The sequence below is a fragment of the Flavobacterium sp. Leaf82 genome (assembly GCF_001422725.1).
Classification (GTDB): Bacteria; Bacteroidota; Bacteroidia; order Flavobacteriales; family Flavobacteriaceae; genus Flavobacterium.
The window spans coordinates 79,315-96,771 of record NZ_LMMA01000023.1; the positions used below are offsets into that span (position 1 = coordinate 79,315).

Below are 17,457 nucleotides of genomic sequence, written 5' to 3' on the forward strand. Positions count from 1 at the left end.
GATTTAGCGTGCAGTAGGTACGCATTAGCTATTATTTTGTTGCGTACCTACGGCACGCTAACTTATTACTACCACAATTTCTACAAATATTTAGTACCTAAAGGCACATCTCAATTCTTAATTCGCATTATTCCATAAAAAAAGGTCTGTGAAAAACTTCACAGACCTTTAATATTTTAGTGGTATTATTACCTAAGCGACTTTGTCTTATCTTAAGTTGAAACTAGTTTTAGAAACTAATTCATCATTATCAAAAACGTTGATAAAATAAGCACCTTTAGCAAAATCTTTACCTGGTAAATCTTCACTAACATTTACTGTTTTATTTTCATATTTAACAGTAGTTTTAAAACTGTAAGTTAAAGTATTATCACCAAAACTTTCTGTTTTCTTATCTCCTAAAACATTGTTTTTAGAATCGATAACCTGTACATAATACGTTTTATCGCCAGATTTAGCGATTTGGTTTTCAGCAACAGTAAAACTGATTTTTAAAACATCAGCACGACTTGCTTTATCAGTTTCGATTTGTTTTCCTGAGCTTTTTAATTTGTAAGCAGCAGTTTTTGTATTTAAAACTGATAATTTAGCTCCTTTTTCAACCGTTTTAGCCAATTCTTCGTTTTGACCTACTAATACTTCATTATATTTTTTAGATTCTCCTAAAACTACAATTGTACTATCTCTCTGAACTGTTAAAGTGCCGTTTTGTTTTTTCAATTCGTCATTTTCAGCAACCAAAGTTTTCATTTTACCTTGCATTGCCTGAACTTGTGATTTGTATTTAGACACATCACCTTTAGATTTGTTCAAATCGTCCATTAGAGCGACTACTTTATCTCTTTCCTGAATTAATTCATCAGACATTGAAGTATTTTCAGCAATTGCAGCATCATAAGTTGCTTTTAGCTCTTGCAGATCTTTCATAACCGATTCTTTTTCCGTCATAGTCGACGTAAGTTCGGTCTTAACTACATCTGTATCAGATGATAATTTAAAAATATACACTAAGCTACCAATAAGTAGGACTGCTAAAACTGCGATTACCGCTTTTAGACTTGAGTTGTTGTTCTTTGGGTTTTCCATATTTAAAATAATTTTTCTTTAAAACAAATTTAAGAATTAATATAAGGTTATAACGTAAGTTACTACAATTATATTATTTTTGGAAAATAAATTTTTTTCATGGAGAAATTAATCCCGTTTACTATTAATGATTTAGCAAAAGTCACAAATCATCGAAGTGGTGAAATAAAGTTTGGAGAAAAGATGATTATCATTCCTAAAGGAGTTGACAGAATCAATTTTCTAAAAGAAAGTGAAGCTAAATATGTACTACTGGGAATTCCGGAAGATATTGGTGTGCGCGCAAATTACGGAAGGCCAGGAGCAGCATCAGCATGGGAAAGTGCCATAAAAAGCATTGCAAACATTCAGCACAATCGTTTTTCTAAAGGAAGTCAGATTATTGTTTTAGGACAAATTAATGTTACGGAGGAAATGCGTGATGTCGAAAATCTTGATTTTAATGATATTGATGACCGATCCAAATTAAGTCAGCTTGTCGAAAAAATTGACAAAGAAGTTTCGCACATCATATTTAATATTATAAAAGCAGGAAAAACCCCAATTATCATTGGCGGCGGTCATAATAATGCATACGGAAATATAAAAGGATCGGCTTTAGCCAAAGGAAAACCTATAAACGCTATTAATTTTGATGCCCATTCTGATTTCAGGATTCTTGAAGGCAGACACAGCGGAAACGGATTTTCATATGCTTATGAAGAAGGTTTCTTAAAAAAGTACTTCATTTTTGGTTTGCACGAAAACTACACTTCAAAAAGTGTTTTGGATATCATAAAAAAACTGGAAGACAGAGTTCGATACAATACTTATGACAGTGTAAATATTCGTAAAGAAAAAGATTTTAACAGGGAGATGGCTTTGGCACTTGAATTTATAAAAACAGATTCTTTTGGTATCGAAATTGACTTAGACGCTATTCCTAATATCGCCAGCAGCGCTATGACTATCAGCGGATTTTCTGTCGAAGAATTACGTCAGTTTGTGTCCTTTTTTGGGCAAAATCGAAATGCTGCTTATTTGCACATTTGCGAAGGAGCCCCGGATTTGGCAGATTCTCCTAACAACAATTTAATTGGTAAATTAATTGGTTATTTAGTGACTGATTTTATCAAGGCTAATAATGAAAAAGAATAATTTACTGAAAGTTGAACGACTGAAAATTAGCTCATTTGCCAAATAAAACAAGAATCAAATAAACGATTGGTCGAATAAACCTATCTTTGCACAGAATTTTAGTACTTAAAACTAAATTCTTAATACCTAAGATATGTTATTCGAAGATTTATCACTTTCAAAAAGTATACAAAAAGCCGTATTTGAAGAAGGCTACCTTAACCCTACTCCTATTCAGGAACAATCTATTCCGATTGTTTTGGCAGGAAGGGATTTAATTGGTTGTGCCCAGACAGGTACAGGAAAAACTGCTGCATTTGCAATCCCAATCATACATCAATTACACAGAATTGTAGGTTCATCAAAAAAAGCCAAAGTAATTCGTGCCTTAATAGTTACTCCAACTCGTGAACTGGCAGTTCAGATTGGGCAAAGTTTTGAAACTTATGCAAAATACACCAACCTGACTCAATTAACGATTTTTGGTGGAGTTTCGCAAAATCCACAAGTAGATACGCTAAAAAACGGAGTTGACATTTTGGTAGCAACACCGGGAAGATTATTAGACTTGCAAAAACAAGGTTTTCTTGATCTTGATCATTTGCATACTTTAGTTTTAGACGAAGCAGATCAAATGCTGGATATGGGTTTTATAAACGATGTAAAAAAGATCGTTAAACTAACGCCTAAAAACCGTCAGACTTTATTATTCTCAGCAACAATGCCAATTGCAATTCGCGAACTGGCCGAAATGTTTTTGCAGGATCCTGCAAAAGTTGAAGTTTCTCCGGTTTCATCAACTGCAGAAAATGTTGAGCAACGTGTTTATTTTGTTGAAAAAACAGAAAAAAGAAATTTATTATATCATTTAATAAAAAACGAAGACTTATCAAACGTATTGGTTTTTTCAAGAACCAAACACGGAGCTGATAATGTTGTAAAAGCATTGCGTAAAAAAGATATTCCTGCTGAAGCAATTCACGGTGATAAATCACAAAATGCAAGACAACGCGTTTTAGATGCTTTTAAAAATAAAGAAGTTGGTGTTCTTGTCGCGACGGATATTGCCGCAAGAGGAATTGATATTGATCAATTGCCATTTGTAATCAACTTTGACTTACCTAATATTCCTGAAACTTACGTGCATAGAATTGGACGAACTGGTCGTGCCGGAAACGGAGGAGTTGCAATTTCGTTTTGCAGCAAAGACGAACATGGTTATTGGAAAGATATTCAGAAATTGATAAAAGTAGATGTAAAAACAATTACAGATCATCCTTATCAATGGCATGCAGGAAGTCCCGAAGCAGCGGCAGAAGAGAAACCTAAAAACTCAAACCGAAGCGGAGGAGCTCACAAATCAAGAAAATCAAATGCTTCTAAGCAAAATAAAAAACGTTGGTATTAACCAACGTTTTTTGCTTCATGTATTAAGTAACTTATAATTTTAAACAGCTTAACAGGTTCAAAAGGTTTAATGATAATATCATTTATTCCGGAAGAAATTGCTTCGTCTGTGATTTCATCTTTATCAAAAGCAGTCAAAGCTACAATAGGTGTTTTTATATCTTTTAAACGAATTCGTTTAGTGGTTTCAAATCCATTCATCAAAGGCATATTGATATCCATTAAAATAAGATCGAAACTTTCTTTCTCCAGGATTTCCAAAGCAGCAAAACCATCATCGACTACTTTACAAATATAATTGTTCTTTTCGATTATTTTTTTTGTTACCAACTGATTGATCACATTATCCTCGACAATCAGTATTTTATAAACCTCACTTGAGGTTAAATCTACTTCTATCTCTTCTATAATATTTTTGGTTTTTTCAGGATCGTACTCAAATGGTATTATGAACAAAAATGAAGTTCCTTCGCCAATATTACTTTTTAAACTAATTGTACTTCCAAAAAGTCCTAACAATCTTTTTACAATACTTAAACCCAATCCTGTTCCCTGATAATCTTCATCTTTTCTGCCAACCTGAACAAATTTTTCAAAAATTTTACCCTGATCTACAATTGCAATTCCAACACCGTTATCTTTTATGAGAAAATCAAGAAAATGTATTTTCTCTTCTATCCTATCCAGTTTTACAATAATTTCGACTTCGCCATCTTTAGTAAATTTCAAGGCATTACTCACTAAATTCATTAAAATCTGTGCCAGCCTTAATTTATCTCCAATTAGATATTCCGGAATGTTGGGGTCAATAGAAACCGTAATTTTATTATTGTTTTTTTGAGATAAAAAAGAAAGCGAATTTTTGATCATTGTAATTTCATCTGAAATATTAAAAGTCAAATTTTCAAGTACTACTTTATTCTCTTCAATTTTATTAATCTGAAGAATATCATTTACGAGCGACAACAAGTATCGCGCTGAAAATTTCAGGGAACTCAAATGCTGGCTTCTGGATAATTCTTTATGTTCTTCGAGCAGCATGTTAGTAATACCTACCACACCATATAGAGGAGTACGCAATTCGTGGCTTATAGTCGAAATAAATTGAGTTTTAAGTAAAGAGGCTTCCTCTGCAATTTCTTTTGCTTTTACAAGCTCTAAATTATGTTTTTTCTTAAATCTGATATTTTTGACCAAAGTGATAATCAGAAAAAGAAGAATTAAAGAAATCAATACAAATAAGATGACGATAATTCTGGATTTTTTCAGACTTTGATATTGTGAGTCTTTTTCATTCTCGATCTTATCAATTTGTCTTTTATATTCGTCTAATTCCAGGTTAAAGCCGGCAATAGAAGCTTTCTTAAGTTTTTCTTCATTGTATAATTCCTCTGTAATTTTATTATATGCCGCCAGGTTTTCGTAAGCATCTTTATAATTTTTAATTTTAGTCAAAAATTTTGAGTATTCTAAATGAGCATACGAAAGATCTGATTTTTCTTCATTGTCTTTTCCTGCTATTAGCGCTTTCAAAAAAAATGTATTTGCTGCTTCATTGTCATTCAAATAAGAAGAATACATTCCGTTAAGCATATTTACGATAATCTCTGTCGATTTATCACCATATTTTTCGACATTGTTTCCAACAAATTTCAAATAAGGATATCCTTCTTTAAATTTACCAATATCAAAATAAGCCCACGCTATATTTACGTTTGTAAAATAGACCTGACTCATATCGTTAATCTTCAAAGAATATGCGATAGACTTTTTATAAAAATTAATCCCTTTATTAAATTGCTTTTTTTCGAAGCAATAAATATTCCCAAGATTATTATGAAGACTGTATTTAATAGAATCGTTTTCTGTTTTATTTGCGTAGTACAACCCTTTATTATAAAAGAAAATAGCTTTATCAAATTCTGATAATTCGCTGTAATTACCGGCAATAATCTTGTATGATTTTGCTATTAAATTATCATTCTTAGAAGTTGTAGCATAATTGAGGGCTATTCGTGAAGTAATTAATGATTTTTCGAAATTAGAATCCTTATAATCATTCCAGGCTTGCTTAACCAGTTTTGCAATCTTATCATCCGGCATAGAATCTGATTGCGCAATCGCCGAATTGGCAAAACAATTCAGAAATAAAAAGAGCAATAAAAAAATCCGTATTTGGGGCATAAATAGGCTAATTTTATCAAATATACACTTAAAAATAAAAAAAAGCTGTATTTCATATAAAAATACAGCTTTTCTTTATTTATTTAAATTTTACTAAATATTATAGTTTCCTTCTGATGAAAAAATAAGATAAAATTACTCTATAGAATTCTCTTCTAAGTCTTTATCATCTTCCCATTTTCCAACAACAGATGTTGCCAATGCATTTCCTAAAACGTTTGTAGCACTTCTGAACATATCACAAAAGTGATCAATAGGCAAGATTAATGCAATACCTTCTACAGGAATTTTAAACATTCCGCAAGTCGCTGCAACAATAACCAAACTTGCTCTTGGTACTCCGGCAATTCCTTTACTGGTTAACATTAAAACCAAAAGCATTGCCATTTGTGTTCCCAAATCTAAGTGAACTCCGTAGAACTGAGCAATAAAAATACTGGCAAAAGTCATATACATCATACTTCCGTCAAGGTTAAACGAATAACCAAGTGGCAACATAAATGCTACAATTTTGTCTTTAACACCAAAACTTTCCAGTTCTTCGGTTAATTTAGGGAATACAGCTTCACTACTTGTTGTTCCAAAAGCGATTGCTAATGGCCCAACAATACGTTTTAATAATTCAGTCATTCTTCCTTTAAGGAAAATATAACCCACCGCAATCAAGACTACCCAAAGTGTACTGATTCCGACTAAAAATGATCCGAAGAATTTAAAATAGGTAATTATTAATTCTTCTGCATCTCTAATAGCGAATACCCCTGCAATAGCGCCAAATACTCCAATTGGAGCAAAATTCATTACATAGTTTACCATTTTTAAAACGATATGCGACGCTTTATCAAAAGCATTTATGATTGGTTTTACAGTACTTCCTAATGAAGCTGCCGCTAAACCAAAAAAGATAGAAAAAATTACGATTTGCAAAATTTCATTCGTTGCCATTGCCTCAAAAATACTTTTAGGTACAATATGTTCAACGAAATTTTCAACAGATAATATTTTTGTTTTAGCCGTAACCTCAGATGCTGCAGCCATATCGACATGATCCAATTTTAAACCTACTCCCGGTTCTAAAATATTCACATAAAATAATCCTATTAATAAAGAGATAAATGACGCGGTAAAAAACCATCCAAGAGCTTTTCCTCCAACTCTTCCAACTGTTTTTATATCTCCCAGTTTTGCAATTCCAACTACTAAAGTGGTAAATACCAAAGGAGCAATAATCATTTGCACCAATCTAATAAAGATCGTAGCAAGCATTTTGATTTTATTACTAAACGATAATGCAGCTTCCTCTGAAATCGAATTATGAATAATAATTCCCAGAGTAGCTCCAAGCACCATTGCTATTATAATTTGCCCTGTTAACCCTTTAAGAAATGGTTGTTTTTTAGTTTCTGTAACTTGCATTAATTTGTTTTTTTTAGATTAAAATACTAAGACCCTCACTGTCTTAATTTTTATTAATAGGTTTTGTTGATCAAATAAAAATCAGCCAAAACAATTGCTGCCATAGCCTCAACAATAGGCACAGCGCGCGGAACAACGCACGGATCATGACGACCTTTTCCGGTCATTGGCGTAATGTTTCCTTTATTATCTAATGAATCCTGAGTTTGCATAATTGTCGCAACCGGTTTAAACGCAACTCTGAAATAAATATCCATACCGTTACTTATTCCACCCTGAATTCCTCCGGAAAGATTTGTTTTTGTAGTTCCGTCAGGATTGTATAAATCGTTGTGTTCGCTTCCTTTCATTTCAGAACCTGAAAATCCGCTTCCGTATTCAAAACCTTTAACGGCATTTATAGAAAGCATTGCTTTTCCTAATTCAGCATGTAATTTGTCAAAAACAGGTTCCCCTAAACCTACGGGAACGTTCTGGATCACACAAGAAACAATACCACCAACAGTATCTCCCTGTTTGCGGATATCGCGAATATATTCTTCCATAATAGCTGCTGATTTTTCATCAGGACAACGAACGGGATTACTTTCTATTTTAGAAAAATCTAAATCCTGATATGGAGTATCTAAATGAATTGGTCCTACAGAAGAAACGTAAGCATTAATTTTAATTTCCGGTAACATTTGCTTTGCAATTGCACCTGCAACTACTCTGCTTGCAGTTTCTCTTGCAGAGCTTCTTCCGCCGCCGCGATAATCACGAAAACCATATTTCTGGTCGTATACATAATCAGCATGACTTGGTCTGTAATTATCTTTTATATGAGAGTAATCATCAGATTTTTGATTGGTGTTTGGGATAATAAACCCTATTGGAGTTCCGGTAGTTTTGCCTTCAAAAATACCAGATAAAAACTGAACCGCATCCGGTTCTTTACGTTGTGTTACAATTGCTGACTGCCCAGGTTTTCTACGAGACATTTCAACTTCAATTGCTTCTAAATCAAGTTCAATTCCAGATGGACAACCATCTATAATTCCGCCTAAAGCTTCACCATGAGATTCTCCAAATGTGGTAACTTTATATAGGGTGCCGTAGCTATTTCCTGCCATTGTAATTTGTTTTGAGCAAATGTAAGTTTTATGAATTAAATTAAAAAATTTAAAATTAGTATTATTAAGTAAAGGTTGCGGCCTTTAAAAATCACAATTTATTAAAATTGTAGCTAAATTGATAACCTTTTGATAAAATAAATCCGACTAAAGATTCTTTTATTTGTTGAACTTCAAAAAAAGAAAAATTGAAAAAACGAAATGTCGAATTGGTCATTCTTTCAGATGTCCATTTGGGAACTTACGGAAGTCACGCTAAAGAACTAAACAACTATTTATCAAGCATTAAACCTAAAACTCTTGTTTTAAACGGTGATATTATTGATGCCTGGCAATTTAGAAAATCATACTTTCCAAAAGCACATTTAAGAGTCATTCAACGCATTATAGGAATGGCTTCTAAGGGTACAAAAGTGTATTATATCACTGGAAATCATGACGAGATTCTTAGAAAGTTTAGCGATATGAACATGGGAAATTTTTCACTGGTCGACAAATTAGTTTTAGATCTGGACGATAAAAAAGCCTGGATTTTTCACGGAGATGTTTTTGATGCTTCTGTTCAACATTCAAAATGGATCGCAAAATTAGGCGGATTGGGTTATGATTATTTGATCTTAAGCAATCGATTTGCCAATTGGTGTCTGGCAAAATTAGGACGCGAACCTTATTCTTTTTCTAAAAAAATAAAAGCAAGCGTAAAAAAAGCCGTTAAATTTATTTCTGATTTTGAAACTACAGCCACGGATCTGGCAATCGAAAAAAAATACGATTATGTAATTTGCGGACATATTCATGAACCAAAAATTATCACGAAAGAAAACAAACACGGATCTACATTATACTTAAATTCCGGCGATTGGGTAGAAAATCTTACCGCATTAGAATACCACAAGAAAAGATGGAAATTATATTCATACGCCGAAAGTAATTTTACGGAAGAAGAAAATTTTTTTGAAATGGAAGATATTTTAAGCTCGCAATTAATTTCGTCGATAATCCTTAAAAAGTAGTCGCTTCACCTATAATATATAGGAATTTTAAAATAGATAATTTTTAGCTTTTATACTTTAAGCATTTTTAAAATGTGAATTATATAACAATTTTCAATAATAATATACGTTTGAAAATTGTTCGCAAGAGTACATTTGAAAAAAATTAATAACCATTTTTTATGAAGAAGATTATTTTATCTGCCATTATGCTATTAGGATTAGCATTTACGGCTCAATCACAAGAAATTTCGAAACACGCTTTAGGATTGCGTTTAGGAGACAATAACGGATTTGGAGGAGAAGTGTCATATCAACTAGGATTAAACCAAAAAAACAGACTTGAATTTGATTTAGGCTGGAGAAACAGCAGCGATGTAGACGCCATAAAAGGTGTTGCTCTTTACCAATGGGTTTGGAACATTGACGGAGGTTTTAACTGGTATGCTGGTGTTGGTGGTGGTATTGCTGCATGGGATCACGATTATTACTCAAACAATTTTAAATACAACGACAGCGGAACATATGTGTTTGCCGCTGGAGATATCGGTATAGAATATAGATTTAGCGAAGCGCCAATTACATTATCACTAGATGCAAGACCAGAGATTGGTTCTGGATATTATGATGATGACAATTTTGGATTTGACGTTGGTTTAGGCGTTAAATTTAGATTCTAAAAATAGAATAAAGTAAAAAATAATTGTAAAAGAAAACCTGTCGTTTAACTGCGACAGGTTTTTTTTTATGTTTATATAAAAGATCAATAAAAAATTCTATTGTCAGGCTGAGCGAAGTCGAAGCCCTTTTTTAATATAAACATTTTAGTTGGCTCAGTATTGATTAGGCTTCGACTTCGCTCAGCCTGACAAAATACTTATTTGATGATAATCTCTTTTTTCGAATGTATTTTTACAACTGTATATGGATATGTAATTACCTGCATTACCATAGCATCCGGAGCAGGATTTATTTCTTTAACCGTGATGATAATATTCTGATCTGTTTCTTCTACTTTTTCAACTCCAATAGAATAACCACCAGTATTTTTCTCGCCCATGTTTAAAATAACATAATTCGAATTACTAATATCATCATGTTTCATTTTATCAGATAAAAGCGGATCGTTTTCTAACATTTTGATTTCGTTAGATTCTGTCAAAATCTCAAAAAACTTAATATTTCCACCTCCGTCAGATTGTTCTGTTAGGACTTCATACAAAACTTTAGAACCTGAACCTGATGTTTTACTTGCTCCACAAGAAACCAAAACAAAAACTATTAAAACCAAAATTACTTTTTTCATCTGCGTATATTTTAAAATTAATGCTTCTAATTTTTATAATCGTCAATTGCTCTTTGATACAAAGCTTCATATTTAGGCAATATATTTTTGATGTCGAATTTCTTAGCAACTTCTAAAGCATTCGCTTTAAATTCGCGCAACGTTTCATCATCTTTCAGAATTCTGATTGCATTCGCAGCCATTTCTTCTACATTGCCAACATTGCTCAAATACCCTGAAATACCATCAAAATTAACCTCCGGCAAACCTCCAGAATTACTCGAAATCACGGGAACACCACAAGCCATTGCTTCTAAAGCTGCTAAACCAAAACTTTCAGTTTCTGATGGCAATAAAAACAAATCGGTAAGACATAAAATTTTATCAATTTCGTTACTATTACCAAAGAAAATTACTTTGTCATAGATTCCCAATTCCATACATAAAGCTTCCGCCTTTTCTTTTTCAGGACCATCACCAACCATCATTAATTTTGCCGGCATTTCTTTCTGGATATTATAGAAAATCTTAATGATATCCGGAATACGTTTTACCTTTCTAAAATTACTGATATGTGTTATAATACGCTCATTTTCCTTCGCCATTACATAACGGTGACAAGGCTGTTGCGGATCTTTTCTCATTTTATCCAATTCGATAAAATTAGGAATCACCTTGATTTTATTCTTAATCTTGAACAATTTCAAAGTATCATCTTTCAAACTCTGAGAAACAGACGTCACATAATCAGATTTATTGATACTAAAAGTCACCGCAGGTTTATAAAATGGGTGATTTCCAACCAGCGTAATATCAGTTCCGTGAAGTGTTGTAATCATAGGCAGATTAATTCCTTCATTCTTTAGCATTTGCTTTGCCATATAACCCGCATAAGCGTGAGGAATAGCATAATGCACGTGCAAAACTTCGATTTTATATAATTTCACCATATCAACCAATTTGCTTGACAAAGCCAACTCATACGGCTGATAATGAAAAAGAGGATATTCAGGAACGTTTACTTCGTGATAATGAACATTAGGATTTAAAAGTGCCAACCTAACCGGCTGACTATAAGTAATAAAGTGGATTTCGTGTCCGCGTCTGGCTAATTCAAGGCCTAGTTCTGTTGCAACTACACCACTACCACCAAATGTTGGATAACAAACTATTGCTATTTTCATGTATTAAATTTAATACTACGAAAGTACTCAAAAATAGCGTTATTCGAAGACTTCAATTGTTAGATTTTTGTGAATATTAGATTTATCACAGTATTAGATTGTTAGACCTTTAGATCACTATTATCGCTTTTATCCGAAGCAAATTCACAAGGCTTTGCGTTATAATTTTTATTTGTAGCAGAAAAATTGCATTCAAAAAACCACTTGTCCCGCTGTACGTTATATCTTTTCCTTGCTAAAAAAGCCAGAAAAAGGATACCACTTCCATCGGGGCTAGAATAGACGTTTTTATTTTTTAAACAATCACAGAGTTAAACCCGACAGGTTTTAAAAACCTGTCGGGTTTGCCGTTTTTATCCTTATCAAAATTTAAAGTTTTAACAAAGTTCGTTTACAAAATCTTGTCATTTCGACCCAAGGGAGAAATCACACTCGTAAATCTACAAAAATTGAAAAATTTCTATGCGGAATTTCTAGTGTGATTTCTCCCTTGGGTCGAAATGACAAAAAATGCGTGTATCGTTTTAAGACCTAACGAATATTTATACTTACAAACCCGTAAATGTGATATTTCTTAACTGCTAAAAACAAAAAAAGGCACAAAACTAAGTTTCATGCCTTTTAAAATATATTATAATTTCTCTTAGAAAAATCTGCTATGCCAGCTATCGACAGCAGGAACTTCCCATGATTCATTGTATTCTTCGATATTATTTACAAGGTTATTGAAAACAATCGTATTCTCTGAAACCGATTTATCTTTTACCATTTTCTTGAAATCAATCAATGGTTTATGTGCAATATGTTCACCAAGTTTAAAAGTCACGTTCATTTTATCAAGCAAATCCACGTTATATTTTTTTTCTAAACCCTGGATAAATTCCACAGAACTATCAATAGAACAACCAGTTGCTGCTTGTACATCCTGATTTACAGCCAGAATAATGAATCGGTTGTATTTTAATTGGTACGAAGCTTCTAAACTTGTTCCGTGTGCTGCCCAACCTTCCACGAAAGCTTTCAGGTCAGTTTCTATTTCAGAAAATTCTTCCTCAGAAAATTTTCTGTTTGATTGATAAATCCAGATTCTGGATTCACCAGGTAAATCTTCAAAAGGTATATACATTTTTAATTTTAGATTTTAGATTGTTGATTTTAGATTTGAAAAAGTTTCAAGTTTCAGGTTCAAAAAACTTAGAACCTTAGCGACTCAGAACCTTATTTACAAATCCTGCGCATTTGCAATTAACTCAGCAATATCCATTACTTTTACTTGCCCTTCTTTTTCCTGATGTTTAATACCATCAGTTAACATCGTATTACAAAACGGACATCCCGCTGCAATAATATCCGGTTTTACTTCCAGAGCATCTTCTGTACGCAATACGTTTACTTCTTTATTTCCTGGTTCAGCATCTTTAAACATTTGTGCTCCACCTGCTCCACAGCATAAACCATTAGCTTTAGAACGTTTCATTTCGACTAATTCTACATCAAGCTTTTCGATTAAATCTCTTGGTGCTTCATAAATCTTATTGGCTCTTCCTAAATAACAAGGATCGTGAAAAGTGATTTTCTTTCCTTTAAACTGTCCGCCTTCAACGGTTAATCTTCCGTCATCCATTAACGACTTTAAAAATTCAGTATGATGAATTACATCATATTGACCACCTAATTCAGGATATTCGTTTTTTAAAGTATTAAAACAATGCGGACAAGCCGTAACGATTTTTTTTGCTTCATAAGCATTCAAAACCTCGATATTCATCATGGCTTGCATCTGAAACAAAAATTCATTTCCAGCACGTTTTGCAGGATCTCCGGTACAACTCTCTTCTGTACCAAGAACTGCAAAAGAAACATTAGTACGATTTAAGATTCGTACAAATGCTTTTGTAATTTTTTTTGCTCTATCATCAAAACTTCCTGCACAACCTACCCAAAACAAAACTTCTGGTTGTTTTCCTTCGGCCAGCATTTCTGCCATTGTTGGTACTACTAAACTTTCTGACATCTTCTTATTTTGTTAAATCGGTTAATTGTTAATTTGGTTAATCGCTCTCTTGAAATAACCATTTCCCTAACATCAACACCGAAATTTATTTTACGAATCGATTAAACGGTTAAACGAATAACCAGTTAAACTATTTTAGTTCTCATTTTTCCAATTAAGTCTATCCTGCTGATTGTATTGCCAAGGTGCGCCATTATTTTCGATATTTGTCATCATAGCATTCAATGACATTGGAGCAGCACTTTGTTCCATCACTAAATAACGACGCATATCCATAATAATAGATAACGGGCTAATATTTACCGGACATTCTTCTACACAGGCATTACATGATGTACACGCCCATAATTCTTCAGGAGTAATATAATCGTTCAATAATGTTTTATTATCCGGAACAAAAACACCTTTATTGGCATCAATATTTTTTCCTACTTCCTGCAGACGATCTCTTGTATCCATCATAATTTTACGAGGAGACAATTTTTTACCAGTTTGATTTGCAGGACATGATGATGTACAACGTCCACATTCTGTACAAGTATAAGCGTTTAATAGCTGAACCCAGTTTAAATCCTGAACATCACTCGCTCCAAATTTAGACGGAGCAGCATTTTCATCTACCGGAGCAGCTGCAAAAGGATCTGCATTTGGATCCATCATTAACTTCACCTCTTTTGTAACGGACTCAAGATTATCAAACTGTCCTTCTGGATTTAAGTTTGCAAAATAAGTGTTTGGGAAAGCCAATAGAATATGCAAGTGTTTTGAGAAGTATAAATAGTTCATAAAAACAAGAATACCTGCAATATGCAACCACCAGAACACTTCAGACAATAACATGACTAATTCATTAGACATTCCGTTAAAGATTGGCGCAATAAACTGACTCACAGGGAAACTTCCTGCTTTATGAAAATGCGAAAATCCTCCAGGAACATTTTGCAAATGCAAATCAGATGCATTCATCAATAAAAACAATGTCATTAATACCATCTCGAAATACAAGATGTAATTGGCATCGCTTTTAGGAAATCCATTTAAATCAGGATTGATAAAACGTTTTAAACGAATGATATTTCTTCTGATCCAGAAAACGGATACGGCAACGAGCACTAAAAGTGCTAATATTTCAAAAGAACCTATTAGTACATTATAAGCTGTTCCTAAAAAAGCAAAAACTCTATGTGTACCAAATAAACCATCAATGATGATTTCCAGTAATTCTATATTAATGATTATAAAACCTAGGTAAACAACGATATGCAACACTCCCGCTACAGGACGTTTTACCATCTTAGATTGCCCAAGAGCAATCATTGCCATGTTTTTCCAACGTGCTTTAGAATTATCTTTTCGATTTACATCTACTCCCAAATTAATGTTTCGGATGATTTTTTTTACGCTCGTTGCAAAAAAACCGAAACCAACTATAAGAAGGATAGCGAATAAAATATTATCTAAATAACTCATTCTAATTAATTTTTAGTAGTTGAATTTGCATCTTCTGCCGGTGCAACATAGGGCTTATTTTTCTTTCCAAAAAGAGAAACATTTACATAACGTGTTGGATATAAACGAACATCCTGCAATAATAACTCTAACTCTTTTGAAGTTTTAGCCAGGTTATTATATAAAGCATCATCGTTTAATAATTTTCCTGCAGTTCCTTTTCCTGAATTTAAGTTATTCATTATTCCATCTACTTTCGCCAAAGTCTGGTTTAGATTTCTAACTGTTTTTCCTAAATCAGCTTTATTTAACGAATCAGATATTTTATTGAAGTTGCTTGACATTTTATTAAAGTTTGTCACCACTCCGTTAATCTGACCTTTATTTGTATCTAAAATTGAATTAAGACTTCCGGAAGCTCTATGAAATTGCTCCATAGTCTGGCTCAATTCTGCTAAAGATTTTTTTAGATTCTCTTGTCCTTGTTTGTCTAAAACATTGTTTAATCCGGAAACAAGTGTATTGATATTAAGCAGCATTAGATCTAATTTTTGCTGAATAGGTTCAATTTTACCTCCTAAAGATTCAGTTAATCCTAATTCTACGGTAGAATCAAGAGTTTGTCCTTCAACAGCAGGATCTTTATCTTCCAGGTTAGGCAAAATTTTAATCTGTTTTCCGCCAATTAAGCTTGGAGAATACAAAGATGCTTTACTTGTTTTCGAAATAGGAAAATCTGTTTTTAATTGAAGTTCAACTAATAATTTACCTGTTATTTCATTAATTGTAATTTTACTTACTTTACCTATTATAAGACCATTTATGGTAACTGGAGCTGATGCTGACAAATCCTCAACATTATCATATTGTACATATAATGTTTTATAATTTGTAAAAAGGTCTTTGCCTTTTAAAAAACTGTAGCCCCAAATAAATAATAATATTGACGCGATGACTAAAATAGCCGTTTTAATTTCTCTTGTTAGTTTCAAAATTCTTAGTGTTTGTACAAAATTAATATAAATATTCGAACTTGTAGCTATTATTTGATGGCGTCCTGAATACTGATCTTTTCCCCGTCTTTATTTGCAATTAAAAAAGCAGCTCCATATCCTTTATCCTTAGCTTCTTCCAAATATTTTTTAGCGGTTTCATAATTTGAAGTTTCCTGATAGAAATATTTGTAAATGTTATTTTCGTACAACATTGTTACATTCTTCAAACCTTTAAAATTTTTAGGCTCCAGCGGTGTTTTTTTAATACTTGCAATAAGCTGTACTTTAAAGAAGATCCCTTTTGGAGCATTCTTAGCCGCTGCTGCACTTTCTACAACCTTTGTTTTAGTTGGTGTCGAAGTATCTTTTGCCGGTCTTGCCTCTATCATTTCAGTACTTCCTGAACCAAAATATTCTCTTTTATAACTTAAAATAGCTTCTGCAATTGCTTTTGCAATATCGTCTTGTCCTTCTTCTGAATTTAAAATATTCCCTTCTGTTGGGTTAGATACAAAGCCGGTTTCTACTAAAACTCTTGGCATATAAGCTTTATGCAGTACCATAAAAGGTGCCTGCTTCACTCCTCCTTGTCTTAGTTTTTTTCCTAGTTTTTCAAAATTATCTTCAATTTTACTTGCTAATGAAATACTATTATCCTGATATTCTTCCTGCATTAATGTCAATCCAATCATAGATTCAGGAGAATTTGGATCATAACCTTCATATTTACGTTTATAATCTTTCTCTAAGGTAATAACAGAGTTCTCCTTTTTTGCAGCCTCAAGATTCGATGCCAATTTACTTAAACCCATTACATAAGTTTCTGTTCCATCTGCAGCAGTATTTTTATTGGCATTACAGTGAATCGAAACAAAAATATTTGAATTTGCCCTGTTGGCAATATTAGCTCTTTCGACCAAATCGATAAAAACATCCGTTTTACGGGTATAAATAACATTTACGTTTGGACTCGCCTCTAAAATCTTCCCCACTTTTAAAACAATAGCCAAAGCAATATTTTTTTCAATCCGTCCGCTATAAACAGCTCCAAAGTCATGATCTCCATGCCCGGCATCAAGTGTTACCTTAAAAACATTTGATTGGCTATAGGAACAAAAAGACAATATCGTGAGAAAAAAAGTAAATATTACTTTAATTGTGTTAAATCTATTCATAAATCTAAAAGTTAATTTTAATAAAACGTAACAGCTATAATT

General features: G+C 32.8%; 15 protein-coding genes. 4 read left to right on the forward strand and 11 right to left on the reverse strand.

Annotated elements, in window-relative coordinates:
• Window positions 1-207 precede the first annotated feature (207 nt).
• Window positions 208-1,086, reverse strand: a complete 879-nt coding sequence (locus ASF10_RS12760) for a hypothetical protein (RefSeq protein WP_056249780.1) — start codon at window positions 1,084-1,086, stop codon at window positions 208-210.
• A gap of 99 nt (window positions 1,087-1,185) precedes the next feature.
• On the opposite strand from ASF10_RS12760, the gene ASF10_RS12765 reads away from it, so the two are divergent.
• Window positions 1,186-2,223, forward strand: coding sequence for a formimidoylglutamase (locus tag ASF10_RS12765; protein WP_056249784.1), 1,038 nt, complete (start codon window positions 1,186-1,188; stop codon window positions 2,221-2,223).
• 133 nt (window positions 2,224-2,356) lie between these two features.
• Window positions 2,357-3,610, forward strand: a complete 1,254-nt coding sequence (locus ASF10_RS12770) for a DEAD/DEAH box helicase (RefSeq protein WP_056249786.1) — start codon at window positions 2,357-2,359, stop codon at window positions 3,608-3,610.
• On the opposite strand, the gene ASF10_RS12775 is transcribed toward ASF10_RS12770, so the two are convergent.
• The 3 genes from ASF10_RS12775 to aroC form a co-directional block, all read right to left on the reverse strand.
• Window positions 3,607-5,793, reverse strand: coding sequence for a response regulator (locus ASF10_RS12775; protein WP_056249789.1), 2,187 nt, complete (start codon window positions 5,791-5,793; stop codon window positions 3,607-3,609). The two genes, ASF10_RS12770 and ASF10_RS12775, sit on opposite strands and share 4 nt — an antisense overlap.
• Before the next feature lie 135 nt (window positions 5,794-5,928).
• Complete coding sequence (locus tag ASF10_RS12780) at window positions 5,929-7,209, reverse strand: dicarboxylate/amino acid:cation symporter (RefSeq protein WP_056249791.1); 1,281 nt, start codon at window positions 7,207-7,209, stop codon at window positions 5,929-5,931.
• 53 nt (window positions 7,210-7,262) lie between these two features.
• Window positions 7,263-8,321, reverse strand: a complete 1,059-nt coding sequence (gene aroC, locus ASF10_RS12785) for a chorismate synthase (protein ID WP_056249796.1) — start codon at window positions 8,319-8,321, stop codon at window positions 7,263-7,265.
• Between the two features lie 188 nt (window positions 8,322-8,509).
• Between aroC and ASF10_RS12790 the strand changes: the two genes are divergently transcribed.
• Together ASF10_RS12790 and ASF10_RS12795 are read left to right on the forward strand one after the other, a co-directional pair.
• Window positions 8,510-9,334 (forward strand): UDP-2,3-diacylglucosamine diphosphatase, encoded by an 825-nt coding sequence (locus tag ASF10_RS12790; RefSeq protein ID WP_056249798.1) that lies wholly within the window; start codon window positions 8,510-8,512, stop codon window positions 9,332-9,334.
• 161 nt (window positions 9,335-9,495) lie between these two features.
• Window positions 9,496-9,993, forward strand: coding sequence for a hypothetical protein (locus ASF10_RS12795; RefSeq protein WP_056249801.1), 498 nt, complete (start codon window positions 9,496-9,498; stop codon window positions 9,991-9,993).
• Between the two features lie 197 nt (window positions 9,994-10,190).
• On the opposite strand, the gene ASF10_RS12800 is transcribed toward ASF10_RS12795, so the two are convergent.
• The 7 genes from ASF10_RS12800 to ASF10_RS12830 form a co-directional block, all read right to left on the reverse strand.
• Window positions 10,191-10,619 carry a protease complex subunit PrcB family protein gene (locus tag ASF10_RS12800; protein ID WP_056249803.1) on the reverse strand — a complete coding sequence of 143 codons (429 nt, stop codon included), beginning with the start codon at window positions 10,617-10,619 and terminating at the stop codon, window positions 10,191-10,193.
• Window positions 10,620-10,645: 26 nt separating this feature from the next.
• Complete coding sequence (gene bshA, locus ASF10_RS12805) at window positions 10,646-11,782, reverse strand: N-acetyl-alpha-D-glucosaminyl L-malate synthase BshA (protein ID WP_056249805.1); 1,137 nt, start codon at window positions 11,780-11,782, stop codon at window positions 10,646-10,648.
• Window positions 11,783-12,425: 643 nt separating this feature from the next.
• Window positions 12,426-12,908: a hypothetical protein gene (locus ASF10_RS12810; RefSeq protein ID WP_056249808.1), complete on the reverse strand. Its 483-nt coding sequence runs from the start codon at window positions 12,906-12,908 to the stop codon at window positions 12,426-12,428.
• A gap of 96 nt (window positions 12,909-13,004) precedes the next feature.
• Window positions 13,005-13,796 carry a (Fe-S)-binding protein gene (locus tag ASF10_RS12815; RefSeq protein WP_055096484.1) on the reverse strand — a complete coding sequence of 264 codons (792 nt, stop codon included), beginning with the start codon at window positions 13,794-13,796 and terminating at the stop codon, window positions 13,005-13,007.
• A gap of 135 nt (window positions 13,797-13,931) precedes the next feature.
• Window positions 13,932-15,266 carry a (Fe-S)-binding protein gene (locus tag ASF10_RS12820; protein WP_056249811.1) on the reverse strand — a complete coding sequence of 445 codons (1,335 nt, stop codon included), beginning with the start codon at window positions 15,264-15,266 and terminating at the stop codon, window positions 13,932-13,934.
• Between the two features lie 5 nt (window positions 15,267-15,271).
• Window positions 15,272-16,237, reverse strand: coding sequence for an MlaD family protein (locus tag ASF10_RS12825; RefSeq protein ID WP_056249814.1), 966 nt, complete (start codon window positions 16,235-16,237; stop codon window positions 15,272-15,274).
• Between the two features lie 50 nt (window positions 16,238-16,287).
• On the reverse strand, window positions 16,288-17,415 hold the full coding sequence (locus tag ASF10_RS12830) for an N-acetylmuramoyl-L-alanine amidase (protein WP_056250377.1): 1,128 nt from the start codon (window positions 17,413-17,415) through the stop codon (window positions 16,288-16,290).
• Between the last annotated feature and the right edge of the window lie 42 nt (window positions 17,416-17,457).

What these genes read in the sequence shown, in the direction of transcription:
- ASF10_RS12830 (WP_056250377.1), bottom strand. Translation starts at nt 17,415, where the DNA reads ATGAATAGATTTAACACAATTAAAGTAATATTTACTTTTTTTCTCACG.
- ASF10_RS12765 (WP_056249784.1), top strand. Translation starts at nt 1,186, where the DNA reads ATGGAGAAATTAATCCCGTTTACTATTAATGATTTAGCAAAAGTCACA.
- ASF10_RS12770 (WP_056249786.1), top strand. Translation starts at nt 2,357, where the DNA reads ATGTTATTCGAAGATTTATCACTTTCAAAAAGTATACAAAAAGCCGTA.
- ASF10_RS12820 (WP_056249811.1), bottom strand. Translation starts at nt 15,266, where the DNA reads ATGAGTTATTTAGATAATATTTTATTCGCTATCCTTCTTATAGTTGGT.
- ASF10_RS12815 (WP_055096484.1), bottom strand. Translation starts at nt 13,796, where the DNA reads ATGTCAGAAAGTTTAGTAGTACCAACAATGGCAGAAATGCTGGCCGAA.
- ASF10_RS12760 (WP_056249780.1), bottom strand. Translation starts at nt 1,086, where the DNA reads ATGGAAAACCCAAAGAACAACAACTCAAGTCTAAAAGCGGTAATCGCA.
- bshA (WP_056249805.1), bottom strand. Translation starts at nt 11,782, where the DNA reads ATGAAAATAGCAATAGTTTGTTATCCAACATTTGGTGGTAGTGGTGTA.
- ASF10_RS12800 (WP_056249803.1), bottom strand. Translation starts at nt 10,619, where the DNA reads ATGAAAAAAGTAATTTTGGTTTTAATAGTTTTTGTTTTGGTTTCTTGT.
- ASF10_RS12795 (WP_056249801.1), top strand. Translation starts at nt 9,496, where the DNA reads ATGAAGAAGATTATTTTATCTGCCATTATGCTATTAGGATTAGCATTT.
- ASF10_RS12780 (WP_056249791.1), bottom strand. Translation starts at nt 7,209, where the DNA reads ATGCAAGTTACAGAAACTAAAAAACAACCATTTCTTAAAGGGTTAACA.
- ASF10_RS12810 (WP_056249808.1), bottom strand. Translation starts at nt 12,908, where the DNA reads ATGTATATACCTTTTGAAGATTTACCTGGTGAATCCAGAATCTGGATT.
- aroC (WP_056249796.1), bottom strand. Translation starts at nt 8,321, where the DNA reads ATGGCAGGAAATAGCTACGGCACCCTATATAAAGTTACCACATTTGGA.
- ASF10_RS12775 (WP_056249789.1), bottom strand. Translation starts at nt 5,793, where the DNA reads ATGCCCCAAATACGGATTTTTTTATTGCTCTTTTTATTTCTGAATTGT.